The 18,623-nt window shown below is 67.0% G+C and carries 19 protein-coding genes and 1 pseudogene; 17 read left to right on the plus strand and 3 right to left on the minus strand.

Annotated elements, in window-relative coordinates; all coding sequences use genetic code 11:
• Nucleotides 1-10: 10 nt before the first annotated feature.
• The 6 genes from BMZ69_RS10760 (at nt 11) to BMZ69_RS10785 (ending at nt 5,174) form a co-directional block, all read left to right on the plus strand.
• Nucleotides 11-1,135, plus strand: coding sequence for a mandelate racemase/muconate lactonizing enzyme family protein (locus tag BMZ69_RS10760; protein WP_092156629.1), 1,125 nt, complete (start codon nt 11-13; stop codon nt 1,133-1,135).
• Entirely contained in the window at nt 1,135-2,007 is an 873-nt protein-coding gene (locus BMZ69_RS10765; RefSeq protein WP_092156630.1) for a carbohydrate ABC transporter permease, read from the plus strand. The genes BMZ69_RS10760 and BMZ69_RS10765 overlap by 1 nt, the downstream gene beginning before the upstream one ends.
• Nucleotides 2,000-2,827, plus strand: coding sequence for a carbohydrate ABC transporter permease (locus BMZ69_RS10770; RefSeq protein WP_244543306.1), 828 nt, complete (start codon nt 2,000-2,002; stop codon nt 2,825-2,827). Before BMZ69_RS10765 ends, BMZ69_RS10770 begins: the two co-directional genes overlap by 8 nt.
• Before the next feature lie 5 nt (nt 2,828-2,832).
• Nucleotides 2,833-3,717 carry a DUF6772 family protein gene (locus tag BMZ69_RS10775; RefSeq protein ID WP_175506754.1) on the plus strand — a complete coding sequence of 295 codons (885 nt, stop codon included), beginning with the start codon at nt 2,833-2,835 and terminating at the stop codon, nt 3,715-3,717.
• Entirely contained in the window at nt 3,717-4,052 is a 336-nt protein-coding gene (locus tag BMZ69_RS10780; RefSeq protein WP_092156631.1) for a hypothetical protein, read from the plus strand. The genes BMZ69_RS10775 and BMZ69_RS10780 overlap by 1 nt, the downstream gene beginning before the upstream one ends.
• Before the next feature lie 186 nt (nt 4,053-4,238).
• Nucleotides 4,239-5,174: a glutaminase gene (locus BMZ69_RS10785; RefSeq protein WP_092156632.1), complete on the plus strand. Its 936-nt coding sequence runs from the start codon at nt 4,239-4,241 to the stop codon at nt 5,172-5,174.
• An 81-nt stretch (nt 5,175-5,255) separates the two neighbouring features.
• On the opposite strand, the gene BMZ69_RS10790 is transcribed toward BMZ69_RS10785, so the two are convergent.
• The gene (locus BMZ69_RS10790) at nt 5,256-6,041 is read right to left on the minus strand and encodes a DeoR/GlpR family DNA-binding transcription regulator (RefSeq protein ID WP_092156633.1); all 786 of its coding nucleotides are present in this window, start codon (nt 6,039-6,041) and stop codon (nt 5,256-5,258) included.
• A gap of 190 nt (nt 6,042-6,231) precedes the next feature.
• On the opposite strand from BMZ69_RS10790, the gene BMZ69_RS10795 reads away from it, so the two are divergent.
• The 5 genes from BMZ69_RS10795 (at nt 6,232) to BMZ69_RS10815 (ending at nt 10,657) form a co-directional block, all read left to right on the plus strand.
• Entirely contained in the window at nt 6,232-6,747 is a 516-nt protein-coding gene (locus BMZ69_RS10795) for a TIGR00725 family protein (RefSeq protein ID WP_244543307.1), read from the plus strand.
• A gap of 82 nt (nt 6,748-6,829) precedes the next feature.
• Entirely contained in the window at nt 6,830-7,618 is a 789-nt protein-coding gene (locus BMZ69_RS10800) for an ABC transporter permease (protein ID WP_092156635.1), read from the plus strand.
• Nucleotides 7,615-8,652, plus strand: coding sequence for an ABC transporter ATP-binding protein (locus tag BMZ69_RS10805; protein ID WP_092156636.1), 1,038 nt, complete (start codon nt 7,615-7,617; stop codon nt 8,650-8,652). The genes BMZ69_RS10800 and BMZ69_RS10805 overlap by 4 nt, the downstream gene beginning before the upstream one ends.
• Nucleotides 8,653-8,681: 29 nt before the next feature.
• Nucleotides 8,682-9,758, plus strand: a complete 1,077-nt coding sequence (locus BMZ69_RS10810; RefSeq protein WP_092156637.1) for an extracellular solute-binding protein — start codon at nt 8,682-8,684, stop codon at nt 9,756-9,758.
• 68 nt (nt 9,759-9,826) lie between these two features.
• Nucleotides 9,827-10,657 (plus strand): ABC transporter permease, encoded by an 831-nt coding sequence (locus tag BMZ69_RS10815; RefSeq protein WP_092156638.1) that lies wholly within the window; start codon nt 9,827-9,829, stop codon nt 10,655-10,657.
• A 146-nt stretch (nt 10,658-10,803) separates the two neighbouring features.
• Here BMZ69_RS10815 and BMZ69_RS31575 read toward each other — a convergent pair whose 3' ends face one another.
• Both BMZ69_RS31575 and BMZ69_RS10820 read right to left on the minus strand, forming a co-directional pair.
• On the minus strand, nt 10,804-10,941 hold the full coding sequence (locus BMZ69_RS31575; RefSeq protein WP_175506755.1) for a hypothetical protein: 138 nt from the start codon (nt 10,939-10,941) through the stop codon (nt 10,804-10,806).
• A 70-nt stretch (nt 10,942-11,011) separates the two neighbouring features.
• Nucleotides 11,012-12,049 (minus strand): HlyD family secretion protein, encoded by a 1,038-nt coding sequence (locus BMZ69_RS10820; protein WP_175506756.1) that lies wholly within the window; start codon nt 12,047-12,049, stop codon nt 11,012-11,014.
• On the opposite strand from BMZ69_RS10820, the pseudogene BMZ69_RS10825 reads away from it, so the two are divergent.
• From BMZ69_RS10825 to BMZ69_RS10850, 6 genes and pseudogenes are all read left to right on the plus strand, one after another.
• Nucleotides 12,048-12,982, plus strand: a pseudogene (locus BMZ69_RS10825) (GlxA family transcriptional regulator). The gene BMZ69_RS10820 and the pseudogene BMZ69_RS10825 sit on opposite strands and share 2 nt — an antisense overlap.
• Nucleotides 12,983-13,277: 295 nt before the next feature.
• Complete coding sequence (locus BMZ69_RS10830) at nt 13,278-14,183, plus strand: LysR family transcriptional regulator (protein ID WP_092156640.1); 906 nt, start codon at nt 13,278-13,280, stop codon at nt 14,181-14,183.
• Nucleotides 14,184-14,369: 186 nt separating this feature from the next.
• Nucleotides 14,370-15,563 (plus strand): M24 family metallopeptidase, encoded by a 1,194-nt coding sequence (locus BMZ69_RS10835; RefSeq protein ID WP_092156641.1) that lies wholly within the window; start codon nt 14,370-14,372, stop codon nt 15,561-15,563.
• A 44-nt stretch (nt 15,564-15,607) separates the two neighbouring features.
• Entirely contained in the window at nt 15,608-16,645 is a 1,038-nt protein-coding gene (locus BMZ69_RS10840) for a TRAP transporter substrate-binding protein (protein WP_092156642.1), read from the plus strand.
• Nucleotides 16,646-16,709: 64 nt separating this feature from the next.
• On the plus strand, nt 16,710-17,330 hold the full coding sequence (locus BMZ69_RS10845) for a TRAP transporter small permease subunit (protein ID WP_092156643.1): 621 nt from the start codon (nt 16,710-16,712) through the stop codon (nt 17,328-17,330).
• The gene (locus tag BMZ69_RS10850; protein WP_092156644.1) at nt 17,327-18,610 is read left to right on the plus strand and encodes a TRAP transporter large permease; all 1,284 of its coding nucleotides are present in this window, start codon (nt 17,327-17,329) and stop codon (nt 18,608-18,610) included. The genes BMZ69_RS10845 and BMZ69_RS10850 overlap by 4 nt, the downstream gene beginning before the upstream one ends.
• Nucleotides 18,611-18,623 lie beyond the last annotated feature (13 nt).

Raw genomic sequence — 18,623 nt, forward strand, 5'->3', positions numbered from 1 at the left:
ACACCGCTTCATGTCGGCCAGCCGCATCTCGAAGGTCACCGCGCATCCGCTGCGGGCGACCCTGCCCAAGGTCCAGCGGACGTCGCAGGGCGACTATCCGGCGATCGAGATCGTCGTGGTCGAGGTCGAGACTGAAGACGGCACTATCGGCTTCGGCGAAGGGCTCTGCCGTCGTGGCGCCGCCGGCTATGCCCGCTTCATCCAGGAAGCGCTGGCGCCGCGCCTGCTCGGACGCGATGCGGCCGATCGGCGGGCGCTCTGGAAGGCGATGCGCGCCGCCCTGTCCGGGCGCCCGGGCGGCCAGATCGTCGAGGCGATCGCGGCGGTCGACATCGCGCTCTGGGATATCGCCGGCAAGCAGTCCGACCAGCCGATTCACCGTTTGCTCGGCGGCATGGGCCGCAAGGAGGTCGCGGCCTACGCCTCCTCGATCAACTGGCTCGACGATGCGACAGTCGAGGCAGAGATCGCGGCCGTGCTGAAGGCGGGTTTCCGCGAGATCAAGGTCAAGCTCGGCCAGCCGCTGCGCGATGCGGTCGCCCGCGCCAAGCTGGTCCGCAAGCTCGCTGGCGACGACATCGCGCTCTATGTCGATGCCAACTGGGCCTATGACGTCGACGATGCCCTTATCGTCGGGCGGGCGCTCGCCGATCTCGGCTATGGCTTCTTCGAGGAACCGATCGCGCCGCAAGATCGTGAGGGCTATCGCCGGCTTGCCCAGCATCTGCCGATCAGGCTGGCGGCTGGCGAGAGCGATTTCGTCGCGAGCGATGCGCTGATCTCGCTGCAGGATCGCTCGCTCGGGCTGATCCAGCCGGATGTGACGCGCTCGGGCGGGATCAGCGAGACCTGGCGCATCTGCGAGCTCGCAGCCGCCTTCAACACGGCCTATGCCCCGCATGTCGGCTGGTCGGGCGCGATCTGCGTTGCCGCGAGCCTGCAGCTCGCCGCCGCGGCAGAAACCTTCCGCACCTTCGAGTGCATGGTCTACCAGAACCCGCTGCGCGACGCCTTCACCCATCCGATCATCGGCGAAGGGTCGCAGCTGATCGATGGCAAGCTTTCCGTGCCGCAGGGGCCGGGGCTCGGAATCGAGATCGACCGCGACGCGCTCATGCGCTTCAGGATCGCCTGATGAGCGCCCGCACCCCTCTCTCGGCGATCGCGCTGGTCTCGCCGGTCCAGTTGATGATCGGCGGCATCATCTTCCTGCCGGCGATCTATGTCTTCTGGCTCAGCCTCAACCAGTCCTCCTTCGGCCAGGCGGCGAGCTTCGTCGGCTTCGCCAACTACGCCAAGGTGCTGGGCGATCCCTATTTCTGGAAGGCGCTCCTCAACACGGTGATCGTCGTCGCCGTCGTGGTCCATGTCGAGCTCCTGCTCGGGCTCGGCATGGCGCTGTTCTTCGCCTCGGGCGTGCCGTTCCGGCCGCTGCTGCTGGCGATCGTGCTCGCACCCTATGCCGTCAGCGAGGTCTCGGCGGTGGTGATGTGGCGCTTCCTGTTCGAGCCGGACGTCGGGATGATGAGCCGGCTCCTGATGTCGCTCGGCCTGCCGCCGATCGAATGGGCGGTGAACCCGAGCCATGGCCTCGCCATGGTCAGCCTGCTCTCGATCTGGCTGCACCTGCCCTTCAGCTTCATCATCCTTTATGCCGCCCGGCTCTCGATCCTCGGCGATCTCTACGAGGCCGCGGCGATCGACGGCGCCTCGCCCTGGACCTCGTTCCGCCGGGTGACGCTGCCGCTGCTGATGCCGGCGCTGCTGATCGCTGCGCTGTTCCGCTACATCTTCGCCTTCCGCCTGTTCTCCGAGGTCTGGCTGATGACCGGCGGAGGTCCCGCGCGCTCGACCGAGGTGATGGCGGTTTATCTCTATCTCGAAGCCTTCCGCTACAACGCGTTCGGCCCGGCCGCCGCCACCGGCTGGCTGCTGGTGCTCGCCTCGCTCCTGCTCGCGCTGTTCTATCTGCGCCGGCTCTACCGGGAGATGTTCGCGCGTGCCTAAGCTCCTGCGTTATCTACTGAAGCTCGTCGGCGTCGCCGCGATCGTCGCCTGGTCGCTGGTGCCGATCGGCCTGATCGCCATGTCGTCCTTCAAGGCCGATCGCGACATCTTCTCGACCACCGGCGCGCTCTCTTTTTCTCCGACGCTGGCGAACTACCAGGCGCTCTGGAGCCGCTGGGGCGACTTCTTCTTCGGGCTGTGGAACAGCTTTTTGGTCACGGTCGGTGCGACGGTACTCGCGGTCGGCGTCTCGCTGCTCGCCGGCTTCGCCTATTCGCGCTTCGCCTCGAAGAGCCTGCAGGCCTCGGCCTTCTTCCTGATCTTCATCCGGCTGATCCCGCCGATCGTGATCACGCTGCCGCTGTTTCCGGTGGTGAACTGGCTCGGGCTCAACGACACCCATGTCGTGCTGATCGTGCTCTACGCCACCTTCTTCGTCTCGTTGGGTACGGTGGTGATGCGCACCTTCATCGACCAGATCCCGCGCGAGCTCGACGAGGCCGCGATGATGGACGGCGCCTCGCAGATGCAGATCATCGCCAAGGTGATCCTGCCGATGGCGGCGCAGGGCATGCTCGCCGTCTCGGTCTTCGTCATCGTCTACGCCTGGAACGAGTTCCTCTTCGCCTTCATCTTCACCACGACCAAGGCCAAGACCGCGCCTTTGGTGATCTCCGAGATGATCGGCGCCGTCGAAGGCGTGGAATGGGGCGTGCTCTTCGCCGCCTCGACCGTGCAGCTCGTGCCGGTGCTCGCCTTCGTCATCCTCATGCAAAAGCATCTCGTCGCGGGCCTGACCGCCGGCGCGGTGAAGGGGTAATCGCCATGACCGACATCGACGCCCTGCGCCACGCCATCCGCGAGGCCGACCCGCAGCTCAGCCGCTTCGATCCGCTGCCCCGCATCATCTGCCTCGATGATTTCGACCGCGGCATGTGCGGCTGGACCCAGCTCGTCGGCAATTACGAGGACAGTCTCGACGCGATGCTGCCGGGCTATGCCCAGCACAGCCACGCCATGCTCTCGACCCTGCCGAACTGGGATTTCGGCTCGCATGGCGGCGTCGACGGCTCCTATGCGCTGAAGATTGCGACGCGGCCGAGGAAGGGGGCGCAAAACGTCGCGATCAAGCGCCTGACCTTCCGAAAGCCGGGGCCGATCCGTCTCGAAGCCTATTTCACCTTCAAGCCCGAGGCGAGCGAGCTGCAGCTCTCGGAGACCGATATCCGCTCCTTCGGCTTCCTCTACGATCTCCAGATCGGCGACACATCAGGGCCGGGCGATCGCGTCATGCCACATTTGCGCTTCCTCAACGCGCAGGACGGCGAGCACCTGCAGAAATGGCAGTTCAAGCGCAGGACGACGCCGATCAAGCCGATCGGAACGGCCGGCAAGACGATCACGCACTACCACCTCGCGCCCGACGACTGGGAGGATCTGCCCGGCGGCGAGCAGCGGCTCTGCTACAACGAGATCCCGACCAAGGTGAACTGGCACTATCTGCGCTTCGACTTCGACCTCGCCGCGATGCAGGCGATACGGTTTCAGGTCAACGACCGCGTCTTCGCCATGGACGGCTTCGACTGCATCCGCATCCCCGCGATGAAGAACCTGTGGTGCATGCTCAACCTCGCCTTCTTCGCCGAGACCGACACCGACAAGCGCGCCTTCGCCTATCTCGATTCCGTCTGCCTGTCGGGAGAGTTCTGATGCTGCCGGAGAACCTCACCGCCGTCGTCGCCCGCAACGAGAGCTGGACCGGAGAGAACGCCACCGAGCCCTACGAGGCCGGCTGGGCCAAAGAGGCGATCGTCTTCGTGCGGGCGCTGAAGCAGCCGAAGGGAGCACTGCCAAAGGCGCGGATCGAGATTTCCGCAGATGGCTTGCATTGGTGCGCCGAGGGCTCGGAGTTTGCGCTGCCGGCGGCGAAGGACGCGGTGACGTTCCAGCGCATCAGTCATTTCGGCAATTTCCTGCGCGTCGCCGTGGCATTGCCGGAGGGGGCCGAGATCACCGTGCTTGTGACGCTTCATCTGAAAGCCTGATCGGCTCGGTACAGGGGCGCCGGAGCGAAAACCAGGCGCCTCCTCGCTAGCAGCCGTCGCCCGCTCGAAGCGCATTCGGTCATTGCGAGGCCGCGATGACGGGGGCAAAGCGCTGTCGGGTGGTTCGGCGAGGCTTGACCCTCCGCTCGGCCTCTGGCTTGCCTGACAGGTGCAACAGCCGGGATCATGGGCGTGACGGATATCGGGCGGCTCGTCCGCGACATTGCCGACGAGATGCGCGGCGCCGAAGAGCGCGGCCAGGTCGCGACCTATATCCCGCCGCTCGCCCGCATCGATCCGCGCCGGTTCGGGCTCTGTGTCGTGACGTCCGATGGCGAGATCCATGCCGCCGGCGACAGCGAGGAAGCCTTCTCGATCCAGAGCGTCTCGAAGGTCTTCGCCCTGACCCAGGCGCTCGGCAAGGTCGGTGATACGCTCTGGCGCCGCGTCGGGCGCGAACCCTCGGGCACGCCGTTCAACTCGATCGTGCAGCTCGAACGCGAGCAGGGCGTGCCGCGCAATCCCTTCATCAATGCCGGCGCGCTCGTCGTCGCCGACATCAATCTCGCCGGCCATGAGCCGCGCGTTGCGATCGGCGAGCTGCTGCGCTTCATGCGCTACCTCGCCGATGACGAGACCATCATCATCGACGAAACCGTGGCACGGGCCGAACAGACGACCGGCTTCCGCAATATCGCGCTCGCCAACTACATGAAGGCCTTCGGCAACATCACTCATGCGCCGGAATTGACGCTCGGCGTCTATTTCCATCAATGCGCCATCGCCATGAGTTGCCGCCAGCTCGCCATGGCTGGGCGCTTCCTGATGCATGGCGGGTTCTATGCGCCAGGCGGCGCGCGAGTGGTCTCGGCGCAGCGGGCCCGGCGCATCAACGCTCTGATGCTGACCTGCGGCCATTACGACGCCTCCGGCGACTTCGCCTTCCGGGTCGGGCTGCCCGGCAAGTCGGGTGTCGGCGGCGGCATCCTGGCGATTGCGCCTGGGAAGGCCGCAATCGCGGTCTGGTCGCCCGGCCTCAACGCCAACGGCAATTCCCTGCTCGGCACGCTGGCGCTGGAACGCCTGACCGAGGCGACGGGCTGGTCGGTCTTCGCGCGGTAGCGCACAGCCTGGCACATCCTGCCTGGCGCGGGCGGCATCCTCTGTCGTTGTGGCGCCTGCGCCCTGGTGTCGATCGTAACGTCAGTTGGCGACCAGCAGGTCGAGACCTGCAGCTGAGATCTGCTCGGTGAGCGCGGCCGGCGGCTGGGCATCGCTGACCAGCCTCGCGAGCTGACGCAAAGGCGCCACATGGGCGATGGCCCGGCGCTCGAATTTCGAGTGGTCGCCGACGGCGATCGCTGTGTCGGCCCGGCGCAGCGCAGCCTGTTTCACAGCGATCTTCTCGAGATCGAAATCCATGAGGGTGCCGTCGTCGTCAAAGCCGGAAAAGCCGAGAAAGGCGAGGTCGAAACGAATCGCCGAAATACCGGCGATCGTCGCAGCGCCTGCAAGCGAGCCATCGGCGCCGCGGGCGGTGCCGGCGAAGACGTGGAGCTGAAGCTCGCTTTCGCCCGCGAGGATGGTCGCGGCCGCAAGGCTCGAGGTGAAGACGCGCAGGCCGACCCGTCCGCGCAGGGCCCGCGCCACCGCCTCGACCGTCGTCCCGACATCGAGGAAGACCGAGGCGCCATCGGGGACGAGCGCTGCAGCCGCCTTGCCGATCCGTGCCTTCGCATCGGCGGCCCGGATGCTCTTCTCGAGATATCCCAGCCTGACGGTGGTCTCGCTCGGACCTGCGCCGCCATGGAAGCGCTGGAGCAGGCGCATGCGGTCGAGCTGGATGATGTCGCGGCGGATGGACTGCGCCGAGACCGTGAAGCGATGGGCGAGCGCATCGATCGTCGCATAGCCCTGCTCGCCGACGATGCGGACGATGTCCAGCTGGCGCTGCGTCAATTCCCCGGCCAGCTCCGCCTGAATGGTCATAAACCCGTCTCCACTGTAAACTATCTTACGCTTGCGTTATCAATGCTGGCAACCGAGCAGCGAAAGGGGCAAGCGAATGTCGACAGGATTGCGGTGGCTGCCAGATATCCGAGCCCTGATCGCAGACGGCAGGCGCTTCGATCCTTCGACGCTGAGCTGGCGAGCAGATGACACAGATCATGCCGGTGCGGTGGACGTCAGCGCGACCGCAGCGCTCCGGCATCTCGCGACGACGCAAGCGCTGAGGCGTGTGCCGATCGGCATCATCGGGCCGCGGGAGGCAACCCAGCATCAATGCGCACTCGCCGAAGAGCTTGGCTTCGCCATGGCCCAGCATGGCCTGCAGCTGCTCTGCGGCGGCAAAAATGGCGTGATGGAAGCGGCCTGCAAGGGGCATGCGGCTGGTGGCGGCCTGCCGATCGGCCTCTTGCCCGACGAGGAATGGCAGGCGGCGAACCCCTATGTCGCGATCCCGATCGCGACCGGCATCGGGCCGGCCCGCAATGCGATCATCGCCCGCAGCTGCCTCGTCCTGGTGGCGATCGGCGGCGGTGTGGGAACGCTGTCGGAAATGGCGCTGGGCCTGCAATTCAAGCGCCTTGTCCTGGCGCTCGCAGATGCGCCCGTGGTCGACGGGGTGCCGCGCCTGGACAGCACCGAGGCCGCACTGGCGCGGATCGCGGATCGCATTCTCTGGAACTTGTAAGATTTCTTCCATGTGTCATAAATCTATTACGTCAGGTCTCTACTGGATCGTCTAGCGCCGAAGTCCATGAAAGGTTGCGGCCTTGCCCTTGATCGCGATCGCCTATCTGATCTTCCTGGCGGCGCCGGTGCTGCTGCTCGCGCTCGGATCCTTCGGCGAGAACTGGAGCAACACGCTTCTCCCCAATGGCATGACCGGCCGCTGGTATGCCGAGGTCGCGAGCGATCCGAGCTTTCGCCGCGCCTTCGTTACCAGCCTCCAGGTCGTCGGCACCACCTGCGCACTCAATCTGCTGATCGGGCTACCGCTCGCCTATGCCATTCAGGCAGGTGCCCGCGGCGGTGTCCGCATCGCGGCGCGGCTGGTCACGCTGATGCCGGTCGCCGTCCCGGAGCTGGTCCTGGCCTTCGGCTTCATTCTCGTCTTCTCGTCCGACGCGCTGCCCTGGCTCGGTAGTTTCTGGCTGCTGGCGGCCGGCCACCTCGTCCTGACCTTGCCCTACACCGTGACGGCGCTCGTCGCCGACATGGAGCAGTTGCGTCTCGACGAATACGAGCACGCCGCCGCGACGCTCGGCGCTTCGTTCGCCGCCCGGCTGCGCGACGTCACGCTGCCGCTGCTCGGCACCAGCCTGATGTCGGCGATGCTGACGGTCGCCGCCCTGTCGATCGGTGAGTTCCAGCTTTCGAATCTGGTCTCGGGTTTCCTGTCGCGCACCTATCCGGTGGTGTTGCTCCAGGCCTTCTACGGCGCGACGGGCTTTGCCTGCGCCGCCACCATCGTCCTCCTGAGCCTCGCGATCCTGGCCTCGCTCGCCAGCAGCCTGACCGCCCGGTTCGCCGGCTCCAGCAAGGCGGAACCCGTCGCATGACGCTGAGATACGAGAATGTGAGCTTCACCTATCCGGGTGCGAGCAGCGGCGTCTTCGACATTTCACTCGAAATCGGCCGCGGCGAGTTGCTCGCCATTATCGGAGCCTCCGGCTCGGGAAAGTCGACGATCCTCAAATTGCTGGCCGGCTTCGTGAAGCCGGATCGCGGTCGCATCCTGATCGAGGGCGCGGAGGTCAGCGCGCTTCCACCCGAGGCGAGGCGTCTCGGCGTGGTGTTCCAGTCCTATGCGCTGTTTCCGCATATGCGGCTCTGGGAGAACGTCGCATACCCCCTGAAGGTGCGGGGCGTGAAGAAGGAGGCGCGGCGCGCCCAGGCCGTGGAGATGCTGCGCCGTGTCGGCATGGATATGCGCGCCGACGATCTGCCGGCTGCGCTTTCGGGTGGGCAGCAGCAGCGTGTCGCCCTGGCGCGCGCTTTGGTGTTCGAGCCGCGCGGACTGCTCCTCGACGAGCCGCTGTCGGCGCTCGATGCCGGCCTGCGCGTCGAGATGCGTGACGAGATCCTGCGGGTCCAGCGTTCCGCGGGCATCGCGACCCTGCTCGTCACCCACGACCAGGAAGAAGCACTGTCGATCGCCGACAAGGTCGCCGTGATGCGCGAGGGCCGCCTCATCCAGCTCGGCACGCCGCGCGAACTCTACGAGACGCCGGTCAATGCCAGCGTCGCGTCCTTCGTCGGCCAGTCCAATCTCTGGCCGGGCAAGATCGCCGGGGCCGGCCTGGTCGAGACCGCGATCGGCCCGCTTGCCTGCGAGACCCATGGCCGCTCGCCGGGCGAGTCGGTGATCGTCTTCGTTCGTCCGGAGCGGGTCGAGCCGGTCGACGCGGCCGGAATGGCAGAGGGCCCGGGGAGCTTCTCCGGCCAGGCTGCCGCGGATCGCTATCTCGGCCCGATCCGACGAATCGACCTCATGGTGGCTGGCGGGCTGATCCGCCTCGAAACCCATCAGCGCGAGCCAGTCACCGCCGTTTCCATTCCGCGCGATGCCGTGCGGCTGCTGCCCGCCGACTAGACCCTCATTCCAACTGCGAGGACATTCCGATGAACAGACGACACCTGTTGCAAGTCGCCCTCCTAGCCGCAGCCGGAACCATGGGCGGCGCGGCCTTCGCCTTCGAGGGCGCCGAACTCTATGCCGGCGAGAAGGCCCTCTACGAGAGCGCCCGCAAGGAAGGCCTGGTCGTCTCTTTCGACACCGGGCCGACCTGGGCCAACTGGGCAGGCCAGTTCAAGGCCTTCCAGAAGCGCTATCCCGGCGTCGAGATGGTCTATAACGATCTCGGTTCCGCGGCGACGGTCGTCGCCCTCGACAAGGCGCGCAACCGGCCGCAGGCCGACACCGCCTATTATTTCGCGGCATCGGCGCTCGATGCCGCGAAGGCTGGCGTCGTCGAAGGCTTCAAGCCCGTCAATTTCGACCGCCTCGACAACACCTTGCGTGACCCGGACGGCCGCTGGTTCTCGATCCACACCCTGAACGTCGCCTTCCTGGTCAACACAAAGCTGGTGAAGACCGTGCCGCAGAGCTGGGCGGACCTGCTCAAGCCCGAATACAAGAGCGCGATCGTCTATCAGGATCCCCGCTCGACGGGGCAGGGGCAGGTGGTGACCTTCGCCGCCGCCTTCGGCAATGGCGGCAGCATGGACGATGTCGCTCCCGGCATCGCCTATCTCGGCAAGCTGACCAAGGCCGGCAACGTGCTGCGCACCGTCGGCACCACGCCCTATGCCCAGTTCCTCAAGGGCGAGATCCCGATCTGGATCGGCTATGAGAACGACGGCCTGAAGGCGAAGTTCGTCGATGGCATGGGCGATGCGATCTCGGTGGTCATCCCGCAGGAAGCCTCGGCCGCCGCTCCCTACGCGATCTCCCTGGTCAAGAACGGGCCCAACCCCAATGCCGGCAAGCTCTGGCTCAATTTCATCATGAGCGATGAAGGCCAGAAGATCTTCGCCGAAGGCTTTGTGCGCCCGGCCGTCACCGGGGTTTCCATGCCCGCCAGCGTCGCCGACAAGATGCCGGCTGCACCGCAGGTGCGCGCGATGGACATCGCCAAGGCGACCGCCAAGAAGGCCGAGATCGACGCCGGCTGGGCCAAGGCCATCCTCGGCCAGTAACCGCCACGGCCAGGCTGTCCCAATGGGACAGCCTGGCGCTGCCCCTCCACCGAGGCGAAAGACGGTCGATGAGTGCGCGAGCATCCACTCCTACCCTGGCCGCCTTTGCAGCACCCGGCGCCATCGTCTTCGGGCTGTTTTTCCTGCTGCCGGTCTGCGCCGTGCTGGTCGGCGCTCTCGCCGATGGCGGCAGCGCCTTCGGGCGGCTCACGGCCGATCCCGTGTTCTGGAACGGGCTGCGCGGCACGCTCGTCCTCGGCACGGTCGCGCCGCTGTTCTCCCTGGTCGTCGGCTTCTGCGTCGCGCTGACCCTGTCGCGTCTCGCGCCCGGATTGCGCACGGCGGCTCTGATCGCGATCTCGCTGCCGCTGACCTTCTCGGGCCTGATCGTCGCCTATGGCTTCATCCTGCTGCTGGGCCGTTCCGGCTTCGTCACCCTGCTTCTGGCCGAGCTCGGCTTCGACCCGGCGGTGACCGGGGCCTTCATCTTCTCGCCGCTCGGCCTCGGCCTGGCCTATTCCTACTATCTGGTGCCCCGCGTGGTGCTGATCGTGCTGCCGGCCATCAGCAATTTCGACCGCAACCAGTTGACCGCGGCGCGCTCGCTCGGGGCCAGCGGCGCGAGGGCGCTCGTCGACGTCATGCTGCCGCAGATCATGCCGAGCCTCGTCGCGGCCTTCTGCCTGACCTCGGCAGTCGCGGTCGGCGCCTATGGCACGGCGCTCGCGCTGGTCGGCACGCAGGTGAACATCCTACCGCTCGTTCTCTACAGCAAGGTCTCGGAGACCGGCACCGACCTGCCGGCGGCTTCGGCCGCATCGCTCGTCCTGGTCGCCATCTGCGCGTTGGTCGTCTCGATCGGCGAGATCGTGGGACGCGGGCGAAAGGCGCGGGGATGACGAGAGCAGGGGACGGCCCGGCGCCATCATGCGTGTTCCTTTCAGGTTCTCGAAGCTTGCGTGACGTATTCGAGCACCCGCTGCTCTCGGCAATCTCACCCAGTTTTCCGATCTGACCCAGCGGCGCATGGGAGTGATGGACTCCGTCAGGTCCGATCGCCGACCCGGATCGCGCAGGTGATCTCCTTGACCGCAGTCGAGCCCGGTAGCGTGGCGGAGACGGCGCGGCGATTGAAGAGATCGGCGCCGGTGATGAGGGCGAAGCCCTTGCTGGCGGTGCTCATACTCTGTTCCTCTCTTTTCGTTCTGGTTGGTGGCGAGCACGGATAGTGCGTGCCGGCTGCGTCTCAAATGTCACTGATCTGCGCCGTGGCGGGCGGAGAGCAGCGTCACGATCGCGGACATGCCCGGGCGCAGCCGCTCGAGCTCAGGCTGGCCAGCGTCGAAGGCGATCCGCACCGGGATGCGCTGGACGACCTTGGTGAAGTTGCCGGTCGCATTGTCCGGCGGCAGCAGGGCGAACTGAGCGCCGCTCGCCGGCGAGAAGCTCTCGACGCGCCCGCGGAACACCGCGCCCGGCGCAGCGTCGATCGTGATCGCGACCGCGCCGCCGAGATGGAACGCCGGAAGCTGGGTCTCCTTGAAATTGGCGACCACCCAGAACGCGCGCGGCACGACCGCGATCAGAAGGGTGCCGGGCCGGACATATTGGCCGACTCGCGCCTGCCGCTCGCTGACCCAGCCATCCGCCGGTCCGCGCACGGTGGTGTGCTCCAGCTCGATCTCGGCAAGCCGTAAAGCGGCCTGGGCGCCGGCGATGTCGGCGGTGAGCTGCGGGCGCTGGCTGTCGAGCACCTCCATCTGGCGCCGGGCCGAGGTGACATTCGCCTGTGCCTCGGCGAGCTTGGCGGCGGCGCGCAGATGGTCGGCCTCGGTCTGCTCGCTGCGAGCCTGCGGCGCCCAGCCTTGCCGCCTGAGCTCGCGGATGCGGACGAAATCGCGGGCGGCGCGGTCGTCTTCCGCCTCGGCGCCTTTGAGGACGGCATGCGCCTGGTCGATCCGGCTTGCCAGATTGGCGAGCAGCGCGCGACGGGTGTCGAGGGCCGCTGCGGCCTGGTCGACGCGGGCGCGGTAGTCGCTGTCGTCGATGCGGAACAACACATCGCCCGCCTTGATCGCCTGATTGTCGCGGATCGAGACTTCGGTGATGTAGCCGGCGATGCGAGGGCTGATCGGGGTCACGTCGCCGCGGACATAGGCGTTGTCCGTGGTGGTCGACTGCAAGGCGGACAGCCAGCCCCTGGGCGCCACCGCGCCCGAGACCGCGCCGAAGACGGTACCGGCGACGAGAAGGCTACCCAATCCAGCGCTCAGGAGTTTCATCGTCGCCATGCACCGGATCGGCTTCGTCATTTTCCCAGGCGTACAGATGATGAGCCTGGCCGCGCTCTCGGCCTTCGAACTCGCCAATCTGGCGCTGCCCGGGGCCTATGATGTGTCTCTCCTGTCGGAGAGCGGCGGCCCGGTGAAGACCTCTGTCGGCCCTGCGATCGAGACGACCCCGTTCGACGACACGCCCTATGACACGGTGATCTTCGCCGGGGACCTGAAGGGCTCGGCCGGGCCGGACGGCGTGACGCAGTTCGTGCAGCACTCGGCACGGACCGCCCGGCGGGTGCTGCGGTCTGCACCGGCACCTTCGTCCTGGCGCAGGCCGGCATTCTCGACGGCCGCCAGGTGACGACCCATTGGGTCTGGGCCCGCGATCTCGCGGCGCGCTACCCCAAGATCAAGGTGGAACCGGACCGCATCTCCATCGTCGACGGCTCGATCTGGACCTCGGCCGGAATGAGCGCCGGCGTCGATCTGGCGCTCAGCATGATCGAGAAGGATCTGGGTCCCGAGGTCGCGCGGATGACGGCCAGGAAGCTGGTGCTCTACCATCGCCGCGGCGGCGGCCAGTCGCAGCATTCGGCCCTGCTGGAGATGGATGCCAAGTCCGACCGCATCCAGTCGGCTCTGGACTATGCCAGGCGCAATCTGTCCGGCCGGCTCAGCGTCGAGGACCTCGCCGATGCGGCGCGGCTGAGCCCGCGTCAGTTCAGCCGCGCCTTCCATGCCGAAACCGACCAGTCTCCGGCCAAGGCGGTCGAGACGCTGCGGCTGGAGGCGGCGCGGGTGCTGATGGAGCAGACCAGCCACCCGATCGAGGCGATTGCCGAGCAGACCGGCTTCGCCGATCGCGAGCGGATGCGACGCGCCTTCCTGCGAAGCTTCGGCCAGCCGCCCCAGGCGATCCGGCGCAATGCCCGGATGTTGTCCTAGAGCAATTCCGCAATTCTTCGAATCGCGGAAATGTTCTAGGTCCCTGTTTTATCATATTTTCTTCACGCGAACCGGTCCCCGCTTCGCTCGAAAATGCTCTAGAGTCGAGGCGGAGAGGTCCGGCTCAGGAGGCCGGAGGGCCTCCGCTCCAGCGCCAGCGCTATCCCGGAAGCCTGGGGATGCTGCTGTCGACCCCGCTGACCACGCGACGAACGCAAACCTTGCCGCCCCATGTGACCTCGGCCGTAGCCGGCTTTTTGTTGGTGCCCGCCCCGTTTCCCGGCATCATCGCGCCATGATCGACCTGCGCAATATCGAGACCTTCTTCTGGGCGGCCGCGCTCGGCAGTCTGCGGGCGGCCTCGGAGAAGCTCGGCACGACCCAGCCCGCGATCTCGCAGCGGATCGCCTCGCTGGAGACCGCGCTCGGCGTGCGCCTGTTCGAGCGCGATGCGCGCGGCGTGAAGCTGACCGCCAAGGGCCATGAACTGCTCGCCCATGCCGAACGGATGATGCAGGCGCGCCGCGACATGATCCAGGCCGCCCGCGACCAGACCACGATGAGCGGCACGCTGCGGATCGGCGTCGCCGAGACCATCGTCCAGACCTGGCTGCCCAAGCTGATCGAGGAGGTCCACGTCGCCTATCCGGCGCTCGTCCTCGAGATAGAGGTCGACAGCACCCATGTGCTGCAATCGCATCTGATGGCGCGCCAGATCGATCTCGCCTTCCTGCTCGGCCCCGTGCTCGAAGCGCGGGTGGAGAACCTGCCGCTCTGCACCTATCCGCTCGCCTGGGTCGTCAAGCCCGGCGCCGGCCTCGGCCCCGGCCCGGTCACGCTCGCCCGCATCGCCGGGCTCCCGATCATCACCTATCCCTCCAACAGCTCGCCCTACCGGCAGGTCCGCGACATGCTGATGCGCGCCGGCATCTCGACGCCGCGCATGTATGGCAGCGCCTCGCTCTCGATGGTGGTGCGCATGGTGCTCGACGGCATCGGCGCGGCCGTGATCACACCGGTCTTCCTCGGCCGCGAACTGGAGCGCGGCGAATTGCAGATCGTCGAGGTCGAGGCCGACCCTTTGCCAGATCTCAGCTTCACCGCGAGCTGGATCGACGGGCCCGACAGTCATCCCTCCCGCGTCATCGCGCGCATGGCGCAAGCGGTCGCACGGGAGTCCCCCGCCGGCCAGAAGGGGTGATAAATCCGGCTTATACCTCGGTTCCAAACATACGATTGGACAGCAACGCCCCCGATGCCCTGCAATGCCGATGCATAGACGGCTCTAAAGTCGCGGCAGAGGGGTCACGCGTTGAACCTTGCAGACATCATCGTTTCGGCAGGCCTGGTCATTGGCGCCGCTGTCGTCATCTCGGCCTGAGCCGCAATGACGGGCGGGGCAACGGGCGACATCGCTGAAGTATTCGCGAAGCGGCGGCAAGCTCTGCTGTGTCTGGCGCGTGATCATGGTGCCGACAGCGTTGCGGTCTTTGGCTTCGGCAGCGCCCTCGGCGCCGGCAGCGCCTCGCACGGCGCCCTTCGTTTCTTCAGTGGCTGGGACGGGCATGAGAGCCTGTCGCTGCTGCTCGTCACCGAGGAGGGCGCGCGCCTCATCGTCGGCAGCCCGTTCATGCTGCCGCTGGCGCGCGAACTGGGGCCCCATCTCGCCGCCGAATATCGTCCGCCGCTGGCCTGGGGCAAGGCGCTCGTGGCGCGGACGAACGGCACTTGCGTCGCAACGGTCGGCTTCGGCGAATTGCCCCGGCAGGTCGACTCCGCGCTGGCGGCAGATGGCTTCACTGCCGGTCCGTCGCTGGATGATGCCGCGGCGCGGCTGCGGCTGCTCAAGGATTCCGCCGCCCTCAGACGGCATCGTGACGCGGCTGCCCTGTGCGACCTGCTCTTCGGTCGGCTCGGTGCCGAGCTGGCGCGACGGCGTCCGGCCTGGGAAATCCAGCTCGATCTCGAAACCGAGGCGCGCAGGCAGGGTGCCGACTACAGCCGGACCTGGCTGACCATCGCACCGGCGGCGGACTATCCGCGCTACTGGCCTGCGGAGGCCCGGCGGGTGCCGGAATACGGCGACCAGGTCCTGTTGGGCGTCGCTCTCACGGTCGACGGCCATTGGGGCCATGGCATCCGGATGGGCAGCATCGGGCCGCAGAAACCCGCGCATCGCGCCCTCGCCGGCCATGTCGAGGCGATGCTGGGAGCGGGTCTGGCGGCGCTGCGTCCGGGCTTGCCGCTGGCGGGCGCCGAAGCGGCCATGGAGGCCGTGCTGGCCGAGCGTGTCGATGCTCGTGACCGTCAGAACCTCCGGCGCTTCCGCAATGGGCACGGCCTCGGCTTCTCCTATGAGGAGCCGCTGACGACCGCGGTCTTCCGCCAGCATTTCGACCCCGGCGCGCCGCCCGCCGCGGCCTCCGATCTCGCGCTGGCGCCCGGCATGCTCTTCGAGCTGCACCCTAACCTGTTCGTGCCCGATCTCGGCGGCGCGGCGCTCGGCGAGATGGTTCTCGTCACGCCGGACGGCCCGGAATGCCTGCTCCGCCACCCTCGCGCCTGCCAGTCCTGGGACTAGGGCGCGAGGCATTTCACCACCAACCACCAACGAGGGGATAAACGATGAAAGCTTTCATTCTCGCCGCCGGTCTGCTCGCGGCGACCGCAGCCTCTGCTCAGGATCTGCCGAAGGCCAATCTCAAGGTGGTCGGCGGGCTCAGCAATCTCACCGCCTATCAGGACTATGAGCAGCCGTTCTGGACCAAGACCATCCCCGAGAAATCGAAGGGCCAGGTCACGGCCGAGATCAAGGGCTTCAACGAGATGGGACTGAAGGGGCCCGAATTGCTGCGTTTGATGTCGCAGGGCGTGATCGAGTTCGGCACCGCCACCCTGTCCTATTTCGCCAGCGACAACCCGATCAACGAGGCGATCGACCTCGCCGGCCTCGCGCCCGACGCCAAGACCGCTCGCGCGATCACCGACGCGTTCGCGCCGATCTATGCCAAGTTCTACGGCGAAGGCTCGAAGGTCCGTCTGCTCGGGATCTCCCCCTATCCGGCGCAGGTGCTGTTCTGCAACGCCGAGATCAAGGGCCTCGCCGATCTCAAGGGCAAGAAGGTCCGCACCTCCAGCCGCACCCAGGCCGAGTTCGTCGAGGCCTTCGGCGGCTCGAGCGTGACAATGGCCTTCGGCGAGGTCGTGCCGGCCCTGCAGAACAAGGTCGTCGACTGCGCCATCACCGGCTCGCTCTCGGGCTATTCGGCCAAGTGGTACGAGGTCTCGACGCATCTGCTGGCGCTGCCGATCAACTGGAACCAGCAGATCCACGCGGTCAACGAGGCCGCCTGGAACAAGATCGACCCCAAGGTCCGCGAGTTCCTGGCGACCAACATCAAGGCCCTGGTCGGCCAGATCTGGGACGCCGCCGCGCAGCAGACCCAGCAGGGCTATGACTGCAACACCGGCGCCGCCGCCTGCACCCTGTCGGTCAAGGGCAAGATGCAGCTCGTCGTCCCGACCGACGCCGACAAGGCGCTGCTCAAGACTGTGCTGCAGGAGAAGGTGCTGCCGAAATGGGCTGCGCGCTGCTCGGCCGATTGCGTCGCCGGCTTCAACGCCACGGTCGGCAAGGAACTCGGCCTGACCGCCAAGAAGTGAGCGCCCCGGCAGAGGCCGGCTCGCGCCGGTCTCTGCCCCGATCTCCCTGGGAGCCGAGGATTCCATGACCAATCCGCCCCCGCCTAACGCTCTGGCGGCGCTGCTGCGCCATGCCGAGAGCCTGTCCCGCGTCGCCGTCTGGTGTGCCGGGGCGCTGACGATCGCGAGCGTGCTGCTGATCTCCTTCGACGTGCTCGCCCGCAAATTCCTCGGCTTCACCACCGGCGGTGCGGACGAATTGTCGAGCTACGCCTTCGCCGTCAGCACGAGCTGGTCGCTCGCCTTCGCGACGCTGCAGCGGGCCAATGTCCGCGTCGACGTGCTCTACCAGTACTTCCCCGTGCGGCTCGCCGCCGTCCTCGACTGGGTCTCGCTGGTCGCGCTCGGCGTCTTCATGGCGATGCTGACCTATTACGCCTATGACGTGGTCGGCGCCTCGCTCGCCCAGAGCTCGCGGGCCAATACGCCGCTGGCGACGCCGCTGGCGATCCCGCAGGGGCTTTGGTTCGCCGGCCTGCTCTTCATGTGCGTCATCCTCGCTTTGATGCTGCTGCGCGCCTCGGTCGCGCTGGTGACCGGCGATATCGCCACCGTGAAGGCGATCGCCGGCGTGCGCTCGACCCAGGAAGAGGCCGAAGAGGAAGCCGCCGCCGGCGAGCGCATGGTCAAGGGAGAAGCGGCATGATCGCCACGACCCTCATCCTCCTGCTCGTCCTGATCGGCCTGTCGATCCCGGTCGGCGCGGCGCTCGGCGTGCTCGGCCTGATCCTCGACCCGCTCTACTCGATGCTGCCGCTGACGCGCGGCATCGGCGAGCTCGCCTGGAGCACCAACAACGAGTTCCTGCTCGTCGCCATCCCGCTCTTTATCCTGCTCGGCGAGATCCTGCTGCGCTCAGGCTTCGCCGAGCGCATGTACGGCGCGATGAGCCTGTGGCTGTCCTGGCTGCCGGGCGGGCTGATGCACGCCAATATCGGCGCCTCTGCCCTGTTCGCGGCGACCTCGGGATCGAGCGTCGCGACCGCCGCAACGGTCGGCACCGTCGCGCTGCCGCAGATCAAGCGCTACGGCTACAATGAGCCGCTCTTCCTCGGCAGTCTCGCCGCCGGCGGCACGCTCGGCATCCTGATCCCGCCCTCGATCAACCTCGTGCTCTACGGGGTGCTGACCAACTCCTCGGTGCCCAAGCTCTATCTCGCCGGCATCATCCCTGGCCTGCTGTTGGCCGGCCTGTTCATGCTCACCGTCATCATCGGTTGCGTGGTCAAGCCGGAATGGGGCGGGCGCCGGATCACCGCGAGCTGGGGCGAGCGCTTCGCCAGCCTGGCGCATCTGGCCCCGCCGCTCGGCATCTTCTTCCTCGTCGTGGGCTCGATCTATGCCGGCCTTGCAACCCCGACGGAAGCCGCCGCGCTCGGCGTCACCGGCGCGATGCTCCTGGCGGCCTGGTCGCGCCGCCTGACGCTGTCGATGCTGCGCGAAGCGGTCGAGGGTACGATGAAGGCGACCGCGATGATCATGCTGATCATCCTGGCCGCCGCCTTCCTCAACTTCGTGATGTCGGCGACCGGGATCACCGACGCGATCACCAATTCGATCCGGGGGCTCGGCTTCTCGCCGGTCCAGATGCTGGTCGTGATCGTGGTGTTCTACCTGATCCTCGGCTGCTTCATGGAGACGCTCTCGATGATGATCACCACGATCCCGATCGTGGCGCCGATCATGATCGGGCTCGGCTACGATCCGATCTGGCTGGGCATCCTGATCATCGTGCTGGTCGAGGCCGCGCTGATCACCCCGCCGGTCGGCCTCAACCTCTTCGTGGTCCAGAGCCTGCGCAAGAGCGGCACGATGAATGCGGTGATCGTCGGCAGCATGCCCTATGTCGCGGCGATGGCGGCGCTGCTGCTGCTGCTCGCGCTCTTCCCGGACCTCGCACTCTTCCTGCCCCGCGTCTTCGAATAGGCGCGGCGCATCG

It is taken from the genome of Allobosea sp. CRIB-10, assembly GCF_900112185.1.
Lineage (GTDB): Bacteria > Pseudomonadota > Alphaproteobacteria > Rhizobiales > Beijerinckiaceae > Allobosea.